The following is a 20,789-nucleotide window of genomic DNA, read 5'->3' as shown; positions in this document are numbered from 1 at the left end:
CCACGAAAGACGAACCACCCACCCCGAAAGGCGAACATGCACAAGGCCCGCTTCACCCTCGACCCCGCATTCACCGTCGGTGAGGTCAACCCTCGCCTCTTCGGCAGCTTCGTGGAACACCTCGGCCGCTGCGTCTACACCGGCATCTTCGAACCCGGCCACCCCGCAGCCGACGAAGCCGGCCTCCGCCAGGACGTCCTGGACCTCGTCCGCGAACTCGGCGTCACGGCCATCCGCTACCCCGGCGGCAACTTCGTCTCCGGCTACAAGTGGGAGGACTCGGTCGGCCCGGTCGAGGACCGTCCCCGCCGCCTCGACCTTGCATGGCGCTCCACGGAGACCAACCGCTTCGGCCTCTCCGAGTACATCGCCTTCCTGAAGAAGATCGGCCCCCAGGCCGAGCCCATGATGGCCCTCAACCTCGGCACCCGGGGTGTCGCCGAGGCCCTCGAACTCCAGGAGTACGCCAACCACCCCGCCGGCACGGCCCTGTCCGACCTCCGGGCCGCGCACGGCGACAAGGACCCCTTCGGCATCACCCTCTGGTGCCTCGGCAACGAGATGGACGGCCCCTGGCAGACCGGCCACAAGACCGCCCAGGAGTACGGCCGGACCGCCGCCGAGACCGCCCGCGCGATGCGCCAGATCGATCCGGGCGTCGAACTCGTCGCCTGCGGCTCCTCCAGCCAGTCCATGCCGACCTTCGCCGCGTGGGAGGCGACGGTCCTGGAGGAGACGTACGACCTCGTCGACTACATCTCCCTGCACGCCTACTACCAGCCCGAGGACGGCGACCTCGACTCCTTCCTGGCCTCCGCCGTCGACATGGAGTCCTTCATCGAGAACGTGGTCGCCACCGCCGACCACATCGGCGCGAAGCTGAAGTCGAAGAAGAAGATCAACCTCTCCTTCGACGAGTGGAACGTCTGGTACATCTCTCAGTGGCACGAGATCGAGAACTCCGGCGCGCGGGACTGGGCCGAGGCCCCGCGCCTGCTGGAGGACAACTACAGCGTCATGGACGCGGTCGTCTTCGGCTCGCTCCTCATCGCCCTGCTCCGGCACGCCGACCGCGTCACGGTCGCCTGCCTCGCGCAGCTCGTCAACGTCATCGCGCCGATCATGACCGAGCCCGGCGGCCCGGCCTGGCGCCAGACCACGTTCTTCCCGTTCGCGCAGGCGAGCAAGTACGGCCGCGGCCGGGTCCTGGACGTCCGCGTGGACTCGCCGAAGCACGAGACGAAGAAGTACGGCGAGACCGACCTGCTGCACGCCACCGCCGTGCGCGCCGAGGACGGCACCGTCACCGTCTTCGCCGTCAACCGCAGCCGCACCGACGCTCTGCCGCTCGACGTCGCCCTCAGCGGCCTCGACCTGACCCGCGTGGTCGAGCACAGCGCCCTCGCGGACGCCGACCCCGACGCCCGCAACACCCTGGACGACCCCGAGCGGGTCGCCCCCCACCCGGTCGACGGCACGGCCCTGCGGGACGGCACGCTGAGCGCCGTCCTGGAGCCGCTGTCCTGGAACGTGATCCGGCTGGCCTGACGGCCCCCGGCCGGTCCGGTCAGACCGGTTTCACGGGCACTCCTCCGGCCGCGGCGCCCAGCAGCGTCAGCCGCACCTCGCCCGGCCCGGAGGGGGTGGTCCCGTCCGACAGCACCGCCAGCGCCAGGGTGTTGGCACCCCGCGTGCGCAGGATGCCGTTCGGCAGCACGAAGGTGTGCTGCGGGCCCACGTCGTTGATGTACTGGCCCATGTTCCAGCCGTTCAGGAAGATCTGGACGCGGTACGCCCGTTCGGGATCGTCGTCGAGGACGAGCCCGACCGAGGCGTCGACGCCCGGGGCGACGTCCAGCCGGAAGCCGGTCCGGTACCAGGTGACGCCCTGCCGCCGGTCGCTCCGGGGGAGTTCGGCGTCCTTCCAGTCCCCGTCGTCGTACTCGGGCAGGTGCCAGCCCTCGCGCTCCCCGTGCAGCCCGCCGCTGTTCATCGGCCCGCGCACGGGGTCCGGCGTGGTCGCGCCCTGGATACGCCACTTCACCCCGGGGGAGCCGCCCTCGAAGGTGACGGCGGTCAGCCCGCGCGCGGCCTTGTGCGTGTCGAGGGCCTCGCCGTCCATGTCGTGCTGCATCCGCCGGACGAGCACGGACAGCACGTGCCGCTGCTCCGGCTCTCCCTCGCGGAGCTTCTCCCGCAGCCGCTTCGGCAGGTCGAAGCCGGCCTTCGCGGTCCACGTGCCCTGCCGCGCCCGCTCCTTGTCCGGCACGGGCATCCGGTGCGTGCCCAGTGGCTCGCCGTCCAGCCAGGCCATCAGCAGGCCCTGCGTGCCCGTGCTGTAGGCAAGGGACACGGACTCGATGCCGCTGTCGCCGGTCCACTCGCCGCGGTACCAGACGTCGCCGTAGTGGAAGCCGTAGTCGTCGGCGAAGAGGACGGGCTGCCCGTCGGGCACGGGCGTGGTGCTGAACGTGGTCTCCTTGTCGGCCGCCGTCCAGTCCGAGTCGTCGAAGTCCGGCTCGGCCTCCGGGTTCCCGGCCCGCCGCCGCCAGCCGTCCAGGGTGGGCAGGGCCGGCCGGGTCACACCGGGCAGCGGCCGCAGCGCCAGCAGACTTCCGGAGGCGCTGATCCGGGTGGGGACCGGGCGCCCGTTCCAGGTGACGTGGGTGATCCCGCGCGGCCCCCACACCTCCAGGCCCGTCTGCCCGGTGGTGTCGCCGGTGAGATGGACCGTGGAGCCGCGCAGCTCGGCCGAGCGCAGCAGGGCGGGGCCGTAGACGAGCAGCGGGCCGGACGGGGTCTCGTAGGGCCACAGCCGCAGGGCGGTGGCGTCGTCGGCGAACAGCACCAGCATCGGCGTGTCCACACCGTCGCCCTCGACCCGCACGCGGCTCAGCCCGCCGGCGCCGAGCGGAGCGGTGATGTTCAGCTTGCCGAGGTTCCAGGACCAGGCGGGCTCCGCGTCCAGCCGCATGGGCGTCGGCTCGTCCGCGCACTCCAGCACGACCTGGGCCATCTCGCCCCGGCGGCCCGCGAACACCGCGATGTCCAGCCGCCCGGCGGTCAGGCTCACCATGGGCTGCACGGTGGAGTGCACCAGCGTCCGCCGCCCGAGCCGCAGATTCGCCGCGATCAGTTTGGCGTCGCGGGCCGGGACGGTGACCGGCACGTCGATCCCGGCGTCCGGAAGCGGCGAGGAGACCGCCTCGCCGGTGTCGTTGCGCAGGACGTAGAAGCGGGCCCCGGTGTCGGGGTTGGCCAGGTGGTAGACCTTGATCCGCTCGTCGGCCGCCCGCACGGACTCCGCCCGGTTCAGCCTGGCCAGGTCGGGCACGGACCGCAGCAACTGCCCGATCTGGTGCATCGGGGCGAGCTTCGGGGTGGCGTTGCGGGCCTCGTCGAACGCGGCGCCGTAGTCGTACGAGGTGTACACGGCGGGTGCGGGCAGCCAGCCCCAGGAGGTGCCGCCGTACGTCATGTAGACGTTGTGCAGCGTGATGCCGTTGGCGAGGTTGGTGAGGTAGAAGCGCCGCTCGTACGCCGCGTCCCGGGTCCGGCGCGCCTCGGCGTACCCCTTGCCGTCGAACCAGGACCCGCCCCACGGGTCGAACCAGCCCCCGCCGAACTCGGGCACGAACCCGGGCGTCTTCGGACTGGCCGAAGCCCCGCCCTTTCTGCCGCCGGTCCCGAACGACCCCCAGTCCGGCGGCACCTCGTCCGGCTCGGGGTATCCGTCGAACCCGTACAGCCAGCGCCCCTTCTCGCCGCCGGTGCCGAACGAGCCGGGCGCCCAGTAGCCGTTCCTGCCCTTGTCGTTGTGGAACAGCGGCACGTCGATGCCGTCGGCGCGGACCTTCTCGTACAGGTACGACATGTAGGCGCGCCCGGACGTCTCGTCGACGTGCGCGTCGTACTCGTTCTCGATCTGGTAGAGCAGCACCGTGCCCGTGCCTCGTGTGAACAGGCGTTTCGCGACGATGGCGTTGACGGCGGTCAGCCACTCGTCGACATAGCGCAGATACGTCGGGTCGGAGGTCCTGGCCCGGCCCTCGGTGGCGGTCAGCCAGCCGGGGAAGCCGCCGGCGTCGACCTCCGCGTTGATGTACGGCCCCGGCCGCAGGATCACGTACATCCCCGTCTCGGCGGCCGTCCGCAGGAACAGGTCCAGGTCGCGCACGCCGGTGAAGTCGTAGCGGCCGGGGGCGGGGGAGTGGTGGTTCCAGGCGACGTACGCGCTGACGGCGTTGTAGCCGTGGGCGCGCATCTTCTCCAGCACGTCCCGCCACAGCGACGGGCTCGGCAGCCGGAAGGGGTGCATCTCGCCCGACCAGAGGACCAGGCGGCGGCCGTCGACGATCAGCGAGTGGTGGTCGAAGCCGATCTCGTGCGGTCGGCCGTCCGCGCTCGGCACCGGGGGCGGCGGGCCGGTGGGCGGGGTGCGTGCCGGGTTGGCGGAGGTCGGCGACCCGCTGCCGGTCAGCGCGAAGCCGAGCGCCGCCGTGCCGGCCAGAGCGTGGAAGGTACGCCTGCTGAGCTCCAAGGGAGCGCCTCCTGTTGTGCCATGCGATAGGTGGTGCGTGTGCTTGTCGTACGGGGTGCGTGTGTTCGTTGTGGTGCGGGGTGCGTGTGCTCAATGTCTACAGGGTGACGGCCACAATGGTCCTATGAGGATCTCGGCACGTGCGGACTACGCGGTACGAGCGGTCGTGGAGCTGGCCGTCCGGCAGGGGGAGGGGCCGGTCAAGGCGGAGGCCGTCGCCACCGCGCAGGACATCCCCCACAAGTTCCTGGAGGGGATCCTCGGCGATCTGCGGCGCGGCGGCGTCGTCGACAGCCGGCGCGGCGGGGGCGGCGGCTACCGGCTGGCCCGGGAGGCCTCGGAGATCACGGTCGCGGACGTGATCCGGGCCGTGGACGGGCCGATCGTGTCGGTGCGCGGCGAGCGGCCGACGGGCCTCGCCTACTCCGGCACCGCCGAGCCGCTGCTGCCGCTGTGGATCGCCCTGCGGGCCAATGTCCGCAGGATCCTGGAGGGCGTGACGATCGCCGACCTCGCGGCCGGGGCCCTGCCGGAGCCGGTGGAGCGGCTGGCGGCGGAACCGGCGGCCTGGGAGAACCCCTGAGCGGCGGCGGCCGTGATCGGCGCTGTGCGTGATCCTCATTCCGTCCTCGGGATGTCCTCGGGATGTCCTCGGTCGGACGCACTGCTGCAACGCACCCTATGCGTCCGCCGGTACCGGGTGAATTCCCGCCAGTGTGAATGGCCGGAGAGCGACCTGGTCCACCCCTGCCGCCCTGCGTACGATGCCACCGCTCCCGCTCTTCACATCTCCTTCATGGAATGGTCACAGGCCGGGGGTGTGTGTACTTGTCGCTTTGACATGTGCATGCTCATGCACTTTCACGACTCACCCCCCACGAACGGATGGGAGAACCATGGCCGGTGGCCTGCTTCTGAGCGGCGCGATCGCCGCGCTGCTCACCAGCGCACTTCCCGCACAATCCCCGTCCTCCGGGTTCGACGACCCGCCCCCGGACAAGATCATCATCCAGGTCGCCACGGTGAACGGCTCCGGCTGCCCGCAGGGCACGGCAGCGGTCGCCGTCTCCGAGGACAACACGGCGTTCACGGTCACCTACAGCGACTACCTCGCCCAGGCCGGCGGGAACTCCGACCCGACCGCGTTCCGCAGGAACTGCCAGCTCAACCTGAAGGTCCACGTCCCCGGCGGCTTCACCTACGCCATCGCGAGCGCGGACTACCGGGGATTCGCCTCCCTCCAGCGCGGCGCCAGCGCCACCCAGCGGGCCTCGTACTACTTCCAGGGCTCGCCCAGCACGGTGTCCAGGAACCATCCGTTCAGCGGCCCCCTCAACGACAACTGGCAGGCCACCGACGAGACGGACTGGGCCCAACTGGTCTACGCACCCTGCGGAGTGCAGCGCAACTTCAACATCAACACCGAGATCCGCGTCAACGCCGGCACCCAGTCGGCCGACAAGGTCAGCTTCATGACGATGGACTCCACGGACGGGGACATCAGCACGGTGTATCACCTGGCGTGGAAGGAGTGCCCGAAGAAGTCGTGACGGTGTGAACGGGGGGCGGCTTCACCGGCCTTGTGGTCCGGTGGGTCGCCCTTCCTGGTCCGGCGCGTCGTCCGGCCGGTGGCCGACGCCGGCCACGGCCGTACCGAGAAGGACGTACGCGGCGAGGGCCGGAACCGGTATGTGCCCGCCGGCGCGGTCGATGTCGTCGCTGAAGTATCCGGAGAGCATCACCCAGGCCGACCCGCCGACGAGCACGAGCAGGGTGTTGCCGCTCTCCCGCATCACCAGCATGCCGGCCCACAGCAGCAGTGGCATGAGCGCCCAGGAGGCGGCCGTGGTGAGCAGGAACTCGAAGGCGCCGGCCCACGTGTCGTCCTCGCTCGTGGCCGCGCTTTCGCGTGCCCCCGCGAAGCCGGCGTACATGAGGGAGTGGCAGGCGGCGGTGGAGACGGCGACGGTGACGGCGCCTTTGACGAACCGTACGTACCGCATGGCAGGGGCGTCCTCGTTCTTCGGTGAGGGCCGGTCAGTCCTGGGGCGCGAGAGCGGCGGCGGTGGCCGCCACGAAGGCCTCCGGGTTGTCCAGCATGATGTTGTGGCCGCAGTCGGGGAGCGCGACGACGGAAACCCCTGCCTCGGTGAGGGCGTCGGCGCCCGGGAGCGGGCCGTCCGCCGCGGGGAGCAGGAAGGTGCGGGGGATCTTCAGGTCCAGCAGGAGCTCGCGCATGGTCGGGGTCGTGCCCCGGGTGAGGTGGAACGCGCTGCGGTGCAGGGCCTCGCGGCCGGCCAGGCGCATCGTGGCCCACCAGTGCGGGCCGACCCGGTCACGGACCTCCTCCCATCCGCCGCCCGTCACGAACTCCTCCTCGGAGTAGGCGGCGATGCCGCTGCTGCCCGAGGAGCCAGGGGCACGCGGGAGAGGGTCCAGGTTCGCGTCGATCAGGACCAGGCGGGAAACCAGGTGGGGGTGGCGGGCCGCCAGGACGATCGCGACCGAGCCGCCCATGCTGTGGGCGATCACCTCGGCGGCCGAGACACCCGCCGCCGTCAGAGCGTTGGCGAGTGCGTCGGCGTGCGACTCCAGCGTGTAGTCGAAGTGCGTCGGGCGGTCGCTGATGCCGTGGCCCAGGAGGTCCAGGAGCAGGGAGCGGTGACCGGACAGCTTGGGGTCGATCGCGGCTTCCGTGAAGTAGGCCGGTGATGTGGCGCCCAGTCCGTGCACGTAGACGCGTGGCGGCTCCTGCCCCGGCAGTTCGACCCAGCGGATCTGGTCGCCCTCGGGCGTTACGGCGGCACTGCGCACGGTCTGCTCTCCTGCGGTCACGATGACGGGAGACACGAGAGTAGCCACCGAGGTTGGATGAGCCATGGAGTTTTTCTGCTACCACCGCGACCGGCCCGGCTCCCTGCCCCTGCGTGAGGAGCTGGGGGAGGCGCACTGGGCCTATATGGACCGCTACGAGGCCGAGTTGATCGCCCGGGGGCCGACGTTCGCGGAGGACGGGGAGACGGTCACGGGCAGTGTCCACATCGTCGACCTGCCGGATGCCTCCGCCGCCCGCGCGTTCGCCTTCGACGAGCCCAACTACCAGGCCGGGGCGTACCGGGATGTGCTGGTGCGACGGTGGCGGAACCTGCTGGGCCGCACCATGTGGGAGTTCCCCGGCGGCCGGACGGGCGGGAAGCGGTACCTCGTTCTCGGGCTCGGCTCGGGGGACGGTGCCGACCTCGATGTGCCGGGTGCCCGGCAGGACGATCTGATCGCGTACGGGCCGCTGCTGTCCGACGACGGTGCCGTGTGGGTGGGCACGGCGGCACTGGTGCGGGCTGCGGATGCGGAGGCGGCACGTGCGGTGCTGACCTCGCAGCGGTACGCCGCGATCGAGGTGCATGACTGGGAGTTCGGCGGGCGACGGTGAGGCGCAGGGGGCACGCCCGTCCGTGTCCCTGCCGCTCCTAGGCTGTGTTGATCACCGTCGAGAGGAGATTTCCGTGTCCGGTCGGGTCGTGCTTGAGGTGGCGCAGTGGCAGGGGTCGGGAGCGGCGACCGCCGGCCGGTTGCGCGATGGGGCTGCCCGGCTCGCCGAGCTGATGCCCGAAGGCCGGCGGTGCACGGTCGCGCTCGACGGCGGCGTCGGGAGCGCGCGAGGCGGCGTACGGAACGCCGACGTGCTGGAGCGGAACCTGCGAGCGGTGCGCGAGGCACTGGCCGAGGTTCCGCCGGGTGACACGGTCGTGACCGTCGGCGGCGACTGCGGGGTCGATCTCGCCCCCGTCGAGACCGCGCTCTCCGTGTTCGGGGACCGGCTGGCGCTGGTGTGGTTCGACGCGCACGCAGACCTCAACACACCGGAGTCGTCGCCCTCCGGGGCGTTCCACGGCATGGTGCTGCGCGCGCTCATCGGTGACGGACCGGAGGGCCTGCGACCCGTGCGGAGCCTGTCGGCCGACCGTGTGGTGCTGGCGGGGGCCCGGTCCCTGGATCCGGACGAGCGGGACCTCGTCGAGCGCCGCGGCATCCGGCACGTCGGCGTAGAGCAGCTGGCCGAACCGGGTCCGCTCCTGGCCGCGGTGCGCGCGACCGGCGCCGAGGCGGTCTACGTCCACATCGACCTCGACGTCCTCGACCCGCGGGTCTTCCCGGCCGTCGGCACACCGGAACCCGGGGGTCTCGGCATCGACGACCTGCTGGGAGCGGTGCGGGCGCTGACGCGGGAATTCGCGCTCGCCGGCATCGCGCTGACCGAGTACGAGCGGGGGGAAGACACCGGTCAGGAGGAGGCCGCACTGCGGCGGATCGTCGACGGGCTCTTCGGGACCGCCCGGGGCTGAGCAGTGAAGTGGGCGGCGGCCCCGGCAGTTACTCGGCGGCGTGCGTGAGGAAGGCGGACCAGGCGGTGGGGGAGAGGCGGAGCTCGGGGCCCTGCCTGTTCTTCGAGTCCCGGATGTGGATGGTGTCGAGGTGAGGGGTTACGGCTACTTCGACGCAATCGCCGTCGCCACTGCTGCTGTAGCTGGACTTGGACCAGGCCAGTTCGACGGTGCTCATAGGTTTCCTCGCATCCGCTGCAACAGGCTCAAGGAGTCTTCGAGGGAGAGAGCCTGCGAACGCATCCTGGCATACCGCCTGTGAAGCACGCTGATCTCTTTCGGGTCAGAGATGAACTGGCCTCCGCGCTGGCCTTCGTTGTAGGCGAGCCACCGGTTCTCGGGTGTTTCCAGCAACTGCATGGGACCCGCCAATCCTGCGTGTGCCCCTTGCGCCACCGGCATGATCTGGACCTCGACGTTCCGCAGCTCCGCGATCTCCTGCAGATGATCGACGAGCTCACGGGTGACTTCACCCCCACCCAGGCATCGCAGGAACAGGTGCTCCTCCAGGATGAAGCTGAAGGCGGTGTTCGGTCGCCCCTTCAGTAGCTTCTGCCGCTCGGCCCGAGCGGCCCACCGTTCCTCGATCTGTCCGTCGTCCAGCGGCGGCAACTGATTGGCGAAGAGCGCTCGCGCGTATGCCTCGGTCTGCAACAAGCCAGGAATCATGCGGCACTCGTACGTGTACAACGTGATCGCCGCCTGCTCCAGCGCAGCCCACCGCCGAAACCAAGCCGCCAGTCCCGGCTGTCGCTCCAGACACCCCGCCGCCCTCCGCAACGCCCCCGTCCTCCCGAACACCTCCTCCGCCCGCTGCACGAATTCCGCGTCCGGCATCCTCCTCCCCAACTCCACCGAAGCCACCGTGTGTTTGGAGAACCGCACCAGCTCCCCGAACTCCTCCCGGCTCAGCCCCGCGTGCTCGCGCAAGCCCTGGACCACCGCTCCGAACGTCCGCAGACTGTCGGACGACTCCGGCTCGCCGGCCGTGCCCGTCCCCACCACGCCATCGACCACCGTCGGTCACCTCCCGGAGTGATCGTCACGGGTGGTAACCGGTACTGTCCAGTCCGTTACCGCGTACGCTGTCGCAGCGTACGCGGCGGCAGCCTGGAGAATCGCCCCTCTCAGCCGCCAGATTGGGCGCATGACGCCACAGTCCATCCCCCGGAACCTGGTCACCGTACGTGTGTTCAGACAGCGCCTCAGCTCCACCCCGCGCGGTGCCCGCCTCGCCCGCAACCTCACGCTGAACCAGTTGCACTCCTGGGGCATCCCCTACGGATCGGACGTCTCCTACGCGGCCGGCGCGATCGTGGCCGAGTTGGCGGCCAACGCCGTGACGCACGGGCGCGTTCCGGGCCGGGACTTCGAACTGCGGCTGGCGATCGTCACGGGCAGCGTCCGGGTGGAGGTGACCGACGCCCGCAGTGGGCCGCCGTATCCGCCCGCTCCGGGTGCCGTACGCCCGCCTCGGCCCTTCGACGAGCACGGCCGGGGGTTCGTCCTGGTCGACGCGCTCGCCGACCGCTGGGAGGTGCTCGACCGCGAGCCGCCCGGCAAGACCGTGCGTGCGGAGATCCAGCTGCCGGAGTGGATTTCGGAGCCGATTTCGAAATGACAGGGCACCGCCCGGTGTTGGCGATGTCATGACCGACAGACCGACGCCCCGCCTCCTGTCCGACGCAGCCCTCTCCGACCTTCTCGCCGCGCAGCAGTTCGGCACGCTCGCCACCGTCAAGCGCAGTGGCCACCCCCACCTGACCACCATGGTGTACAGCTGGGACGCCGAGTCCCGCACGGTGCGGTTCTCCACGACGGCCGACCGTGTCAAGGTCAAGCACCTGCGCCGCGAACCGCGTGCGGCGTTGCACGTGCAGGGCGCGGACGTCTGGTCGTTCGCCGTCGCCGAGGGCGATGCCGAGGTATCCGAGCCCACCACCGTTCCCGGCGACACGGTCGGCCGGGAACTGCTCGCGATGATCCCGGCGGGCGCCCAGCCGGAGGACGAGGACGCGTTCCTCCGGCAACTGGTCGACGAGCGGCGTGTCGTCATCCGGCTGAAGGTGGACCGGCTGTACGGGACCGCGCTCGACATCGAGGGATAGGGCTGCGGCACGATGAGCGCATGAACGCACAACGGGGAAGCACTGAGGAACCCTCCCTCGCGGAACTCGCCCGGCGGCTCCGCGCGGCGGACACCGGCGGCTGGACGCCGGAGGGGGTGAACGCCCTGGCGGACGGGCTCGGCTGGGCCCGGGGCGGCACGGCGGACCATCCGGTCCTGATCACCGGCCGGTCCTCGGGCGACGCCCGCCTGCGTCCCGTCGGCACCTACGAAGAGCCGTACACCGACGGCGAGTCGTATGTGGAGCTCGCGGTACCGGTGGCGGTCGCCGCACCCGACGCCCCCGCACAGGCCGTCGCCTTCCGCGCGGCCCGCGACGAACTGACCGCGGCCCTCGGTCGGCCGTCCGTCATGGGTTCACACGGCGACATGGGACCCTTCTACGACGGCGGGCCGTCGTGGGGCGCCCCCTTCCTGCGCTGGCGCGGCAGTACGGACACCCTGGAGCTGCGCGCCGGGAAGGCGGGGCCGGAGCTGGTGTTGCAGCCCACCGGCCCGGCGGAGAACTGGTTCTGGCGTCAGGGTCACGGCGAAGAGCACGCCATCAGCGGCTTCTTCGGCAGCAACAGCGACCCGGCCAACGCCGGCCTCGGCTTCCCCGGCGGCTGGACCGCGCGCAGCTGGGAGACCGCCACCCGGTCGCTGGGCGACTTCCTGGGAGCCCTGCCCGCTGAGGCCGTCGCCCTCGGTGTCGGTTTCGGCATGCCGTTCTACGGGCGGACCGGCGGTGGTGCGCCCCTCCTCTTCGACGTCACGTGCGGCGACCGGCTGTCGATCGGCTGCTTCGCCCCGGACGGCGTCGACGCCGCCTCGCTCGGCTGGGGCACCGTCGCCGAACACCCGGCTACGGCCTCGGTGTGGCGCGACGACGATCCGGTGTGGCGCGTGGACGCGGGAGGACCCGGCGAACCCAAGGGCCGCGCCCTCGCGGAGATGCTCGTGGCGACGGCCAGGGCGGCGGGTGTGGCCGAGCCGGCCGGTCTGATCGTCGGCGGTGAGGCCGAGTACGTGGACGGCTATCACATCAGGTACTACGGGCTGGGACTTCCGACCGGCTGACACCTCCGCGTCCCAGCCGAACTTCGATGGTCCGCGCGGTCGTTGCTGCGCGGACCATTGACGCGCAAGGGGTTCGATTCTACGGTCCCGTTCGAACTTGCGATCACTGTTCGAAATATCGGCCAGCGCTGTCACCCCCACCGCAAGGAGGACCGGCATGAGCCGCACCCCCGTGCGCAGGCGCACCGCCCTGCTCGCACTCCCCGCCGCAGCACTGCTCGCCCTGATTCCGAGCACGGCGTCCGCATACCCCAACCCCGGCCGGGTCACCGGCGACGTCGTCACCCACGACCCCTCGATGATCCGCACCTCGTCCGGGCAGTACCTGCTGTACGCCACCGGCGGCGCCATCGCCAACAAGACGTCCACCGACCGCACCGCCTTCCGCAACGGCAGCGACGCCTTCTCCAGCCGGCCGGGCTGGTGGCGGAACTACTCCTCCGTGCCGGAGGCCTGGGCGCCGGACATCTCGTACCACGGCGGCAAGTACCTGATGTACTACTCCGTCTCGAAGTTCGGCTCGAACACCTCCGCCATCGGCCTCGCCACCTCCAGCACCGGCCAGCCGGGCAGCTGGACCGACCAGGGCACCGTCTACACCTCGAACTCCGCGAGCGACTTCAACGCCATCGACCCGAACCTCTTCGTGAACGACGACGGCAAGTGGTGGCTGTCGTTCGGCAGTTGGTGGACCGGGATCAAGATGATCCAGATCAACCCGTCCACCGGGAAGCAGCTCTCCTCCAACACCACCCGGTACTCGCTCGCCTCCCGCCCCACCGGGACCAAGGCCGTCGAGGCGCCCTTCATCGTCAAGCGGGGCGGCTCCTACTACCTCTTCGCCTCGTACGACACCTGCTGCGCCGGCACCAGCTCGACGTACAAGGTGAAGGTCGGGCGCGCCTCCAGTGTCACCGGGCCGTACCGCGACAAGAACGGCGTCGACCTGATGAACAACGGCGGCACGCCCGTCCTGGAGTCGCACGGCAGCGTCATCGGCCCCGGCGGCCAGTCGATCCTGAAGGACGCCGACGGCGACCTGATCGTCTACCACTACTACGACGGCAACGCGAACGGCACGCCCAAGCTCGGCATCAACCTCCTGAACTGGAGCAACGGATGGCCCGTCGCCTACTGACCCTGCTGGCGGCCCTGCTGCTCGCGCTGAGCGTAGGCCAGCCCTCCGCGAGCGCCGCCTCCTTCTCCAACCCGGTCAAGTCCGTGAAGGGCGCCGACCCCTGGATCTCGTACCACGACGGCAACTACTACCTGGTGACGACCAGTTGGACCGACGTCATCACCATCCGCAAGTCCACCACCCTCGCCGGGCTCTCCACGGCCCCCGGCGTCCAGGTGTGGAAGGGCGACAACGCCTCCCGCTGCTGCAACATCTGGGCGCCGGAGCTGCACTTCCTGAACGGCCGCTGGTACCTGTACTACGTCGCCGGGCAGAACGTGTCGGACTACAACCCGACGCAGCGCAGCCATGTGCTGGAGAGCGCCGGCTCCGACCCCATGGGGCCGTACACCTACAAGGGGCAGCTCAACAGCGCCTGGATGCTCGACCCGAGCGTGCTGAACGTGGGCGGCCGGCTGTACATGCTCGGCAGTGCGATCACCGGCGGCACGCAGAACCTCGTCATCGCCCCGATGTCCAACCCGTACACCGTCAGCGGCTCCTACTCGACGATCTCGACCCCGACGTACGCCTGGGAGCGGCAGGGCGGCACGGTCAACGAGGGCGCGGAGATCCTGCAGCGGGGCGGCCGGACCTTCCTGATCTACTCGGCGAGCGGCTGCTGGACGCCCGACTACAAGCTCGGGCAACTGGAGCTGACCGGCTCCAACCCGCTGTCGGCCGCCTCCTGGACCAAGAAGTCCACGCCCGTCTTCCAGCGCAGTGACGCGAACGGGGTGTACGGCCCCGGCCACAACGGCTTCTTCACCTCGCCCGACGGCCGTGAGAACTGGATCGTCTACCACGCCAACGACTCCGCCTCGGAGGGCTGCGACAACGGCCGTACGACCCGGGCGCAGAAGTTCACCTGGAACTCCGACGGCACGCCGAACCTGGGCACGCCCGTCCGGCTGGGTGCCTCGCTCCCCGGGCCCTCCGGCGAACCGGTCACCACCTCGACGGCCTATACCGTCACCAACCGCAACAGCGGCAAGTGTCTGGAGGTGGCCGGGAGTTCCTCGGCCGACGGAGCCGACGTCCGGCAGTACGGCTGCAACGGGGGTGCCAACCAGCGCTGGCGCCTGGAGGACCTCGGTGACGACACCCACCGCCTGGTGAACGTCGCCACCGGCAAGGTCCTCGACACCGCCGACTGCTCGACGGCCGACGGCGCCGACCTGCGCCAGTGGTCCTGGCTGAACAACACGTGCCAGCGGTTCCAGTTCGTGGCGACGGACGGTGGTCATGTCCGCATCACCAACAAGGCCACGGGGAAGGTGGCGGACGTCGCCGGTTGCTCAACGGCCGACGGAGCCGACGTACGCCAGTGGTCCTGGCTCAACAACAACTGCCAGCAGTGGAAACTGGCTGCGGCATAGGCAACTCAGGGGCGCGGGGCCGTGCTTCATGTGCGGCTCCGCCGCGTGGGCGCGACAGGCCACGTCGCGCCCGCACCCGCCGAACTACCCCGCCTGCCCCATCCCCGCCGCGTTGGGCCAGCTCTGCGCGGCGGGCCACCCCGTGGCCGGCGCCGGCGTCAGCCCGTTCGTCCCCCGCACCTGCGCCGCCGTCAGGCCCCCACGGGCCGGAACACCGGGCGGCGTGGGTCCGGTGAACGGAGCGGCCATGGGCGACGGAGAGGCCATGGGCGACGGAGCGGCCGGCGCGGCCATGGGCGACGGAGCCGGAGCCGGAACCGGTACCGGCGCCTGTGCCGCAGGCGTCAGCGGCGGGGCCGGCGCGGCCATCGGCTGAGGCGCGGGCTGCGGCACCGCCTGCGGCATCGGGGGCTGGGGCATCTGCGGCTGCGGCATCTGCGCCGCAGCCGGCATCGGCATCCCGCCGCCCGCACCCGCCGGTACGGCGGACGCGGCGGCGGGGAGCGGCATGCCGATGCCGGTGGCCGGAGTGGGCGCCGGCATGGGCGCCGGAGCGGGAGCCGGGGCAGCGGCAGCCGGGGCGGCGGCGAGCCCCGGCCCGCCCACGCTCGCGGCCGCGGCAGCAGGTGCGAGCCCTGGCTCGCCGACCCCCGCGGCGGCCATCCCCACCGCCTGCGCCGCGAGCCCCCGCATGCCCGACCCGTTCGTCTCGCTCACCAGGCGGTCCACGGCCGCCGTACCCGAGCTGTAGCTGGTCCCATTGCCCAGCTCGGGTACGGCGGCTCCCCTCCTGGACGTCCCGTAGAGCACCTGTTCCAGGCCGGACACCAGGCGACGCACGTCCACCTGGGGGCGCACCACGAGACGCAGGAAGCGACTGGACGAGCCGATCTTGTTGCCGCACTCGCGGACCAGGATCCGGTGCTCGGTGAGCATCCGGTCCCGGACGACGGTGCCCTCGGCACCCACGGGGAGGCGCACGAAGAGGAAGTTGCCCTGCGACGGGTAGACCGTCAGCCCGGGCAGGGAGGAGAGCTGGCCGGCCATGTCGAGGCGGTCGCGGCGCACCTGCTGGAGGCTCTGCGCGTACTCGGCGCCGTGCTCCTTGAGCATGAAGACGACGTGCTCCGCGAAGGAGTTGAGGTTCCACTTGGGGAGCATCGAACGGATCCGGCCCGCGAGCGCCGGGTTGGCGACCAGGTAGCCGAAACGGATGCCGTGCAGGCCGAAGTTCTTGCCGAGGCTGCGCAGGACGACGACGTTGGGCCGCAGCATCGCCTCCTGCACGACGGACGGTTCGGCCTCGGCGTCCGCGAACTCCAGGAACGACTCGTCGATGACGACCAGGTCGAGGTCGGCCATGGCGTCCATGAACTGCACGATGGCGTGCTTGTGCAGGAAGCCGCCGTCGGGGTTGTTGGGGTTGCAGATCACCGCGACGCGGGTGCCCCGGGCCCGGATGAACTCGGCGTACTGCGCGAGGTCGAGGGCGAAGCCGCTGGACTCCTGGAGCGGGAACATGTCGACCCGTTTGCCGGTCTCCATGGGCTGGTCGGTCCAGCGGCCGAAGGTGGGGACGGGCACGGCGAGGGACTCGCGGACCAGCAGGTGGTCGATCCAGGTGATCAGCTCGGTCGAGCCGTTGCCCATGGCCACGCACTGCGGCGGCAGCTGGAGCAGGCTGCACAGCTCGGCCGTGATCGTGTCGGCGCTGCTCGGGTAGTACGTGATGATGTCGCGCAGCCTGCCCGCCATGTCCTCGAACATGGCCGGGGTGGGGAAGTACGGGTTGCAGGGGATACAGAAGTCCACGGGGCCGGCTCCCTCGCCGCCCTCGCGTGTCAGAGCCGCCATCGACGGGCTGTGGGCCGCGGTACTGCGGAACAGCGACGTGACGTTGTCGGCCATGGAACCTCCGTATGGGGCGGGCCCGTTGGGGACGGACGGGCCCGACGTTTAAGGGCGGCCCGCGCGGGGGAGCGCGGGCCGCCCATTCATACGGAGACCACGGTGACACTGTTCAACCGTCGGGAAAACGGTCGGAACATGTGTCGAGTCTGTGAAGACCTGTCAGTGGCCTCAGCAGCCGAACGTGTGGATCGTGGTCGTGCGGTACGTCTGCCCCGGTCGCAGCACCGTCGACGGGAACTTCGGCTTGTTCGGCGAGTCCGGGAAGTGCTGCGTCTCCAGGCACAGTGCGTCGCCCTGCCGGTAGGTGCGGCCTGACGGGCCGGTCAGCGTGCCGTCGAGGAAGTTGCCGGAGTAGAACTGCAGGCCCGGCTCGTTCGTGGCGATCTTCAGGGTGCGGCCGGAGGCCGGGTCGCGCAGGGTGGCGACGTGCTCGGGGCGGGCGGTGATGCCCTTGTCGAGGACCCAGTTGTGGTCGAAGCCCTTGGCGGTGACCAGCTGGGGGTGGGAAGCGCGGATGTCCCGCCCGATCGGCTTGGCCTTGCGGAAGTCGAAGGGGGTGCCCGCGACCTTGGCCAGCTCGCCCGTGGGGATCAGGCCCGCGTCGGTGGGCGTGTAGCGGGAGGCTGCGATCTGGAGCTCGTGGTCCTCGATCGTGCCGCTGCCCTCACCGGCGAGGTTGAAGTAGACGTGGCTGGTGAGGTTGACGACGGTGGCCTTGTCCGTGGTGGCCTCGTAATCGACGCGCCAGTCACCGTGCCGGGTGAGCGTGTACGTCACCTTCGTCTTGAGCGTGCCCGGGTAGCCCATCTCGGCGTCGACGCTCGTGCAGTACAGGTGCAGGCCGACGTCGGAGCCCTGCACGAACGGCTCGACGTCCCACACACGCTTGTCGAAGCCCTGGGTGCCGCCGTGCAGGCTCTGCTCACCGTCGTTGACGGACAGCTGGTAGTCCTTGCCGTCGAGGGTGAACTCGCCCTTGCCGATGCGGTTGCCGTACCGGCCGATCAGGGCGCCGAAGTACGGGGTCTTCGCGACGTAGTCGTCGATGTTGTCGAAGCCCGCGGAGACGTTGGCGTACCGGCCGCGACGGTCGGGGATCTCCAGGGACTGGACGACACCGCCCCAGGAGAGGACCTTCAGGCGGGTGCCGCCGTTCTCCAGCGACCAGCTGTAGATCTTGGTGCCGTCGGCGAGCTCGCCGAAGAGATTCTTCACCGGCTTCCTGCCTTCCGCGGCGTGCGCCGTGCCGCTGAGCGTCGTGGCGGCCACTTCCCGCCGCCGCTGCTCCCGCGATGACCGTGCGTCGGTTCAGTTCCACATGTGCGGCTCCACCGCATGGGGAAACTGCTGGCAAAGAGCCGGGCCCCGCCGGGCGGCGGGGCCCGGTCCCGCTTACGAACCGACCTTGCGCTTGTTCCACACGTCGAACCCGACCGCCGCCAGCAGCACCATGCCCTTGATGACCTGCTGCCAGTCGGTGCCGATGCCGACGAGGTTCATACCGTTGTTCAGCACGCCCAGGACCAGGCCACCGATGATCGCGCCGAGGACGGTGCCGACACCGCCGCTCATCGACGCACCGCCGATGAACGAGGCCGCGATCGCCTCCAGCTCGAAGTTGAGGCCGGCCTTGGGAGAGGCCGCGTTGAAGCGGGCGGCGAAGACCAGACCCGCCAGGGCCGCGAGCATGCCCATGTTCAGGAAGACAAGGAAGGTGACCTTCTTGTCCTTCACACCCGACAGCTTGGCCGCCGGGAGGTTGCCGCCGATCGCGTAGATGTGGCGGCCGATGATCGCGTTGCGCATGACGTAGCCGAAGCCGACGAGCAGCACGCCCAGGATGAGCAGCACGATCGGGGCGCCCTTGTAGCTGGCCAGCAGCATGGTGAGCGTCAGCACCGCGGCGCCGATCGCGACCAGCTTCAGCAGGAACAGCTTGGCGGGCGGGACGTCCAGGTTGAACTCCTGCTGCCGCTTGCGGTCACGGACCTCCTGGAAGATCACGAAGGCGATCATCGCGAAGCCCAGCAGCAGGGTGAGGTTGTGGTAGTTCGTGTTCGGGCCGACCTCGGGCAGGAACCCGTTGGCGACCTTCTGCAGACCGTCCGGGAACGGGCCGAGGGTCTGGCCCTCCAGGAAGATCTCCGTCAGACCGCGGAAGATCAGCATGCCCGCCAGGGTCACGATGAACGAGGGTATGCCGCCGTACGCGATGAAGAACCCTTGTACGGCACCCGCGACCGCGCCCACGGCCAGGCACAGCACCACCGCGAGGGGCCAGGGCAGATCCTGTTTGACCATGAACACGGCGGCCATCGACCCGACGAACGCCGTCAGCGATCCGACCGAGAGGTCGATGTGGCCGGCGATGATGACCAGCATCATGCCGATCGCGAGGATCAGGATGTAGCTGTTCTGCAGCACCAGGTTGGAGACGTTGCGCGGCAGCAGCAGGTCGCCGTCGGTCCAGACGGCGAACAGGACCACGATCAGGCCCAGCGCGATGAGCATGCCGTACTGCCGCATGTTGCGGCGCATGCCCTCCATCACCAGCTGCAGCAGGCCGTCGCCCGCGGCCCCTCCGCTCTTGCCCGGCGGCGCGGGGGCCGGGCTCTTGGCGGTCACGTCCGTGCTCATCGGGATACCTCTTTGTCCTTCGTCATCTGACGCATCAGCGATTCCTGGGAGGCCTCGGCCCGCGAGAACTCACCCGTCAGCCGTCCCGCGGCCATCGTGTAGATGCGGTCGCACATGCCGAGCAGCTCGGGCAGCTCGGAGGAGATGAAGACGACCGCCTTGCCCTGGGCCGCCAGCTGGTCGATGACCGTGTAGATCTCGTACTTGGCACCGACGTCGATACCGCGCGTCGGCTCGTCCAGGATCAGCACGTCCGGACCCGAGAAGATCCACTTGCTGAGGACGACCTTCTGCTGGTTGCCGCCGGACAGCTTGCCCACCGGCTCGAACACCGTCGGCGCCTTGATGTTCATGGACTTGCGGAAGCCCTCGGCGACCTGCCGCTCCTCGTGCTCGTCGACCACACCGCGCTTGGCGACCTTGCCCAGGGCGCTCAGCGAGATGTTCCGGTTGATGGTGTCGATGAGGTTGAGGCCGTAGTGCTTGCGGTCCTCGGTGACGTACGCGATGCCGTGCTTGACCGCCTCCGGGACGGTCTTCGTACGGATCTCCTTGCCGTCCTTGAGGACCGTGCCGTCCGCGTACCGGCCGTAGGTCCGCCCGAAGACGCTCATCGCGAGTTCGGTGCGGCCGGCGCCCATCAGGCCCGCGATGCCGACGATCTCCCCGCGCCGCACGTGCAGCGACACGTCGTCGCACACCTTGCGCTGCTGGTCGATCGGGTGGTGCACGGTCCAGCCCCGGATCTCCAGGGCCGGTGCCGCGCCCTCCTCGGGCTCGTGGGGCGACCGCTCCGGGAAGCGGTGCTCCAGGTCGCGGCCGACCATGCCGCTGATGATCCGGTCCTCGGTGGTCTCCTCGGCCTTCACATCGAGAGTCTCGATGGTCTGGCCGTCGCGCAGGATCGTCACCGAGTCGGCGACCTTGCGGATCTCGTTGAGCTTGTGGGAAATGATGATCGAGGTGATGCCCTGCTTCTTCAGCTCCAGGATGAGATCCAGGAGCTTGCCGCTGTCCTCGTCGTTCAGCGCGGCGGTCGGCTCATCCAGGATGAGCAGCTTGACCTTCTTCGACAGGGCCTTCGCGATCTCCACGAGCTGCTGCTTGCCCACGCCGATGTCGGCGACGCGGGTGTCGGGGTGGTCGGAGAGGCCGACCCGGCGGAGCAGTTCGGTGGCGTGCCGGAGGGTCTCGGTCCAGCTGATGATCCCCCGGGTGGCGTGCTCGTTGCCGAGGAAGATGTTCTCGGCGAGGGAGAGGTAGGGCACCAGGGCCAGTTCCTGGTGGATGATCACGATGCCGCGCTCTTCGCTGGCCCGGATGTCCTTGAACTGGCAGACCTCTCCCTCGAAGAGGATGTCGCCCTCGTACGTGCCGTGCGGGTGGACGCCGGAGAGGACCTTCATCAAGGTCGACTTGCCGGCGCCGTTCTCCCCGCAGATGGCGTGGACCTCGCCCTGCCGGACGGTCAGTGTGACGTCCGACAGCGCCTTGACGCCGGGAAAGGTCTTGACGATCGAGCGCATTTCCAGGACGGGTCCCGCCATGGTCGTGCCTTCCAATCAGTGGTGAATCG

Annotated in this window: 18 protein-coding genes and 1 pseudogene; 10 read left to right on the top strand and 9 right to left on the bottom strand. The window is 70.1% G+C overall.

Features of this window, described 5'->3' with window-relative positions:
• Positions 1-36 precede the first annotated feature (36 nt).
• A complete protein-coding gene (arfA, locus tag RFN52_RS12290; protein ID WP_184845950.1) occupies positions 37-1,548 on the top strand; it encodes an arabinosylfuranosidase ArfA in 1,512 nt (503 codons plus the stop codon).
• Between the two features lie 19 nt (positions 1,549-1,567).
• Here arfA and RFN52_RS12285 read toward each other — a convergent pair whose 3' ends face one another.
• Complete coding sequence (locus RFN52_RS12285) at positions 1,568-4,540, bottom strand: glycoside hydrolase family 35 protein (protein ID WP_184845948.1); 2,973 nt, start codon at positions 4,538-4,540, stop codon at positions 1,568-1,570.
• A 124-nt stretch (positions 4,541-4,664) separates the two neighbouring features.
• On the opposite strand from RFN52_RS12285, the gene RFN52_RS12280 reads away from it, so the two are divergent.
• A complete protein-coding gene (locus tag RFN52_RS12280) occupies positions 4,665-5,123 on the top strand; it encodes an RrF2 family transcriptional regulator (protein WP_010042345.1) in 459 nt (152 codons plus the stop codon).
• A gap of 313 nt (positions 5,124-5,436) precedes the next feature.
• Positions 5,437-6,090, top strand: a complete 654-nt coding sequence (locus tag RFN52_RS12275) for a DUF4360 domain-containing protein (protein WP_184845946.1) — start codon at positions 5,437-5,439, stop codon at positions 6,088-6,090.
• A gap of 21 nt (positions 6,091-6,111) precedes the next feature.
• On the opposite strand, the gene RFN52_RS12270 is transcribed toward RFN52_RS12275, so the two are convergent.
• A complete protein-coding gene (locus tag RFN52_RS12270; protein WP_184845945.1) occupies positions 6,112-6,543 on the bottom strand; it encodes a hypothetical protein in 432 nt (143 codons plus the stop codon).
• 34 nt (positions 6,544-6,577) lie between these two features.
• Positions 6,578-7,354, bottom strand: coding sequence for an alpha/beta fold hydrolase (locus RFN52_RS12265; protein WP_184845943.1), 777 nt, complete (start codon positions 7,352-7,354; stop codon positions 6,578-6,580).
• Between the two features lie 64 nt (positions 7,355-7,418).
• Between RFN52_RS12265 and RFN52_RS12260 the strand changes: the two genes are divergently transcribed.
• Together RFN52_RS12260 and RFN52_RS12255 are read left to right on the top strand one after the other, a co-directional pair.
• Positions 7,419-7,970: a YciI family protein gene (locus tag RFN52_RS12260; protein ID WP_184845941.1), complete on the top strand. Its 552-nt coding sequence runs from the start codon at positions 7,419-7,421 to the stop codon at positions 7,968-7,970.
• Positions 7,971-8,043: 73 nt separating this feature from the next.
• Positions 8,044-8,883: an arginase family protein gene (locus RFN52_RS12255; RefSeq protein ID WP_184845939.1), complete on the top strand. Its 840-nt coding sequence runs from the start codon at positions 8,044-8,046 to the stop codon at positions 8,881-8,883.
• Between the two features lie 28 nt (positions 8,884-8,911).
• On the opposite strand, the gene RFN52_RS12250 is transcribed toward RFN52_RS12255, so the two are convergent.
• Positions 8,912-9,100 carry a DUF397 domain-containing protein gene (locus RFN52_RS12250; protein WP_184845937.1) on the bottom strand — a complete coding sequence of 63 codons (189 nt, stop codon included), beginning with the start codon at positions 9,098-9,100 and terminating at the stop codon, positions 8,912-8,914.
• The gene (locus tag RFN52_RS12245) at positions 9,097-9,939 is read right to left on the bottom strand and encodes a helix-turn-helix domain-containing protein (protein ID WP_184845935.1); all 843 of its coding nucleotides are present in this window, start codon (positions 9,937-9,939) and stop codon (positions 9,097-9,099) included. Before RFN52_RS12245 ends, RFN52_RS12250 begins: the two co-directional genes overlap by 4 nt.
• A 130-nt stretch (positions 9,940-10,069) precedes the next feature.
• Here RFN52_RS12245 and RFN52_RS12240 point away from each other — a divergent pair, with 130 nt between their 5' ends.
• The 5 genes from RFN52_RS12240 (at position 10,070) to RFN52_RS12220 (ending at position 14,665) form a co-directional block, all read left to right on the top strand.
• Positions 10,070-10,543 carry an ATP-binding protein gene (locus RFN52_RS12240; protein WP_184845933.1) on the top strand — a complete coding sequence of 158 codons (474 nt, stop codon included), beginning with the start codon at positions 10,070-10,072 and terminating at the stop codon, positions 10,541-10,543.
• A 28-nt stretch (positions 10,544-10,571) separates the two neighbouring features.
• On the top strand, positions 10,572-11,030 hold the full coding sequence (locus tag RFN52_RS12235; RefSeq protein ID WP_184845931.1) for a PPOX class F420-dependent oxidoreductase: 459 nt from the start codon (positions 10,572-10,574) through the stop codon (positions 11,028-11,030).
• A gap of 20 nt (positions 11,031-11,050) precedes the next feature.
• The gene (locus RFN52_RS12230; RefSeq protein WP_184845929.1) at positions 11,051-12,109 is read left to right on the top strand and encodes a hypothetical protein; all 1,059 of its coding nucleotides are present in this window, start codon (positions 11,051-11,053) and stop codon (positions 12,107-12,109) included.
• 157 nt (positions 12,110-12,266) lie between these two features.
• A complete protein-coding gene (locus RFN52_RS12225) occupies positions 12,267-13,247 on the top strand; it encodes an arabinan endo-1,5-alpha-L-arabinosidase (RefSeq protein WP_184845927.1) in 981 nt (326 codons plus the stop codon).
• Positions 13,229-14,665 (top strand): family 43 glycosylhydrolase, encoded by a 1,437-nt coding sequence (locus tag RFN52_RS12220; protein WP_184845925.1) that lies wholly within the window; start codon positions 13,229-13,231, stop codon positions 14,663-14,665. Before RFN52_RS12225 ends, RFN52_RS12220 begins: the two co-directional genes overlap by 19 nt.
• 84 nt (positions 14,666-14,749) lie before the next feature.
• Here RFN52_RS12220 and RFN52_RS12215 read toward each other — a convergent pair whose 3' ends face one another.
• From RFN52_RS12215 to mmsA, 4 genes and pseudogenes are all read right to left on the bottom strand, one after another.
• Positions 14,750-16,573: a pyridoxal phosphate-dependent aminotransferase gene (locus tag RFN52_RS12215; RefSeq protein ID WP_184845923.1), complete on the bottom strand. Its 1,824-nt coding sequence runs from the start codon at positions 16,571-16,573 to the stop codon at positions 14,750-14,752.
• Between the two features lie 171 nt (positions 16,574-16,744).
• Positions 16,745-17,894, bottom strand: a pseudogene (locus tag RFN52_RS12210) (aldose epimerase family protein).
• 74 nt (positions 17,895-17,968) lie between these two features.
• Positions 17,969-19,213 carry a multiple monosaccharide ABC transporter permease gene (mmsB, locus tag RFN52_RS12205; protein ID WP_107454755.1) on the bottom strand — a complete coding sequence of 415 codons (1,245 nt, stop codon included), beginning with the start codon at positions 19,211-19,213 and terminating at the stop codon, positions 17,969-17,971.
• Positions 19,210-20,760: a multiple monosaccharide ABC transporter ATP-binding protein gene (gene mmsA / locus RFN52_RS12200; RefSeq protein ID WP_184845919.1), complete on the bottom strand. Its 1,551-nt coding sequence runs from the start codon at positions 20,758-20,760 to the stop codon at positions 19,210-19,212. Before mmsA ends, mmsB begins: the two co-directional genes overlap by 4 nt.
• Between the last annotated feature and the right edge of the window lie 29 nt (positions 20,761-20,789).

The organism is Streptomyces collinus (genome assembly GCF_031348265.1).
GTDB classification, from domain to species: Bacteria; Actinomycetota; Actinomycetes; order Streptomycetales; family Streptomycetaceae; genus Streptomyces; species Streptomyces collinus.
Note: the sequence above shows the minus strand (reverse complement) of the source record. Positions and strands in the feature narration are given on the sequence as shown.

Excerpts from the sequence above, each read along its gene's own strand:
- arfA (WP_184845950.1), top strand. The coding sequence starts at position 37 with ATGCACAAGGCCCGCTTCACCCTCGACCCCGCATTCACCGTCGGTGAG.
- RFN52_RS12280 (WP_010042345.1), top strand. The coding sequence starts at position 4,665 with ATGAGGATCTCGGCACGTGCGGACTACGCGGTACGAGCGGTCGTGGAG.
- RFN52_RS12275 (WP_184845946.1), top strand. The coding sequence starts at position 5,437 with ATGGCCGGTGGCCTGCTTCTGAGCGGCGCGATCGCCGCGCTGCTCACC.
- RFN52_RS12270 (WP_184845945.1), bottom strand. The coding sequence starts at position 6,543 with ATGCGGTACGTACGGTTCGTCAAAGGCGCCGTCACCGTCGCCGTCTCC.
- RFN52_RS12260 (WP_184845941.1), top strand. The coding sequence starts at position 7,419 with ATGGAGTTTTTCTGCTACCACCGCGACCGGCCCGGCTCCCTGCCCCTG.
- RFN52_RS12250 (WP_184845937.1), bottom strand. The coding sequence starts at position 9,100 with ATGAGCACCGTCGAACTGGCCTGGTCCAAGTCCAGCTACAGCAGCAGT.
- RFN52_RS12240 (WP_184845933.1), top strand. The coding sequence starts at position 10,070 with ATGACGCCACAGTCCATCCCCCGGAACCTGGTCACCGTACGTGTGTTC.
- RFN52_RS12235 (WP_184845931.1), top strand. The coding sequence starts at position 10,572 with ATGACCGACAGACCGACGCCCCGCCTCCTGTCCGACGCAGCCCTCTCC.
- RFN52_RS12230 (WP_184845929.1), top strand. The coding sequence starts at position 11,051 with ATGAACGCACAACGGGGAAGCACTGAGGAACCCTCCCTCGCGGAACTC.
- RFN52_RS12225 (WP_184845927.1), top strand. The coding sequence starts at position 12,267 with ATGAGCCGCACCCCCGTGCGCAGGCGCACCGCCCTGCTCGCACTCCCC.
- RFN52_RS12220 (WP_184845925.1), top strand. The coding sequence starts at position 13,229 with ATGGCCCGTCGCCTACTGACCCTGCTGGCGGCCCTGCTGCTCGCGCTG.
- RFN52_RS12215 (WP_184845923.1), bottom strand. The coding sequence starts at position 16,573 with ATGGCCGACAACGTCACGTCGCTGTTCCGCAGTACCGCGGCCCACAGC.
- mmsB (WP_107454755.1), bottom strand. The coding sequence starts at position 19,213 with ATGAGCACGGACGTGACCGCCAAGAGCCCGGCCCCCGCGCCGCCGGGC.
- mmsA (WP_184845919.1), bottom strand. The coding sequence starts at position 20,760 with ATGGCGGGACCCGTCCTGGAAATGCGCTCGATCGTCAAGACCTTTCCC.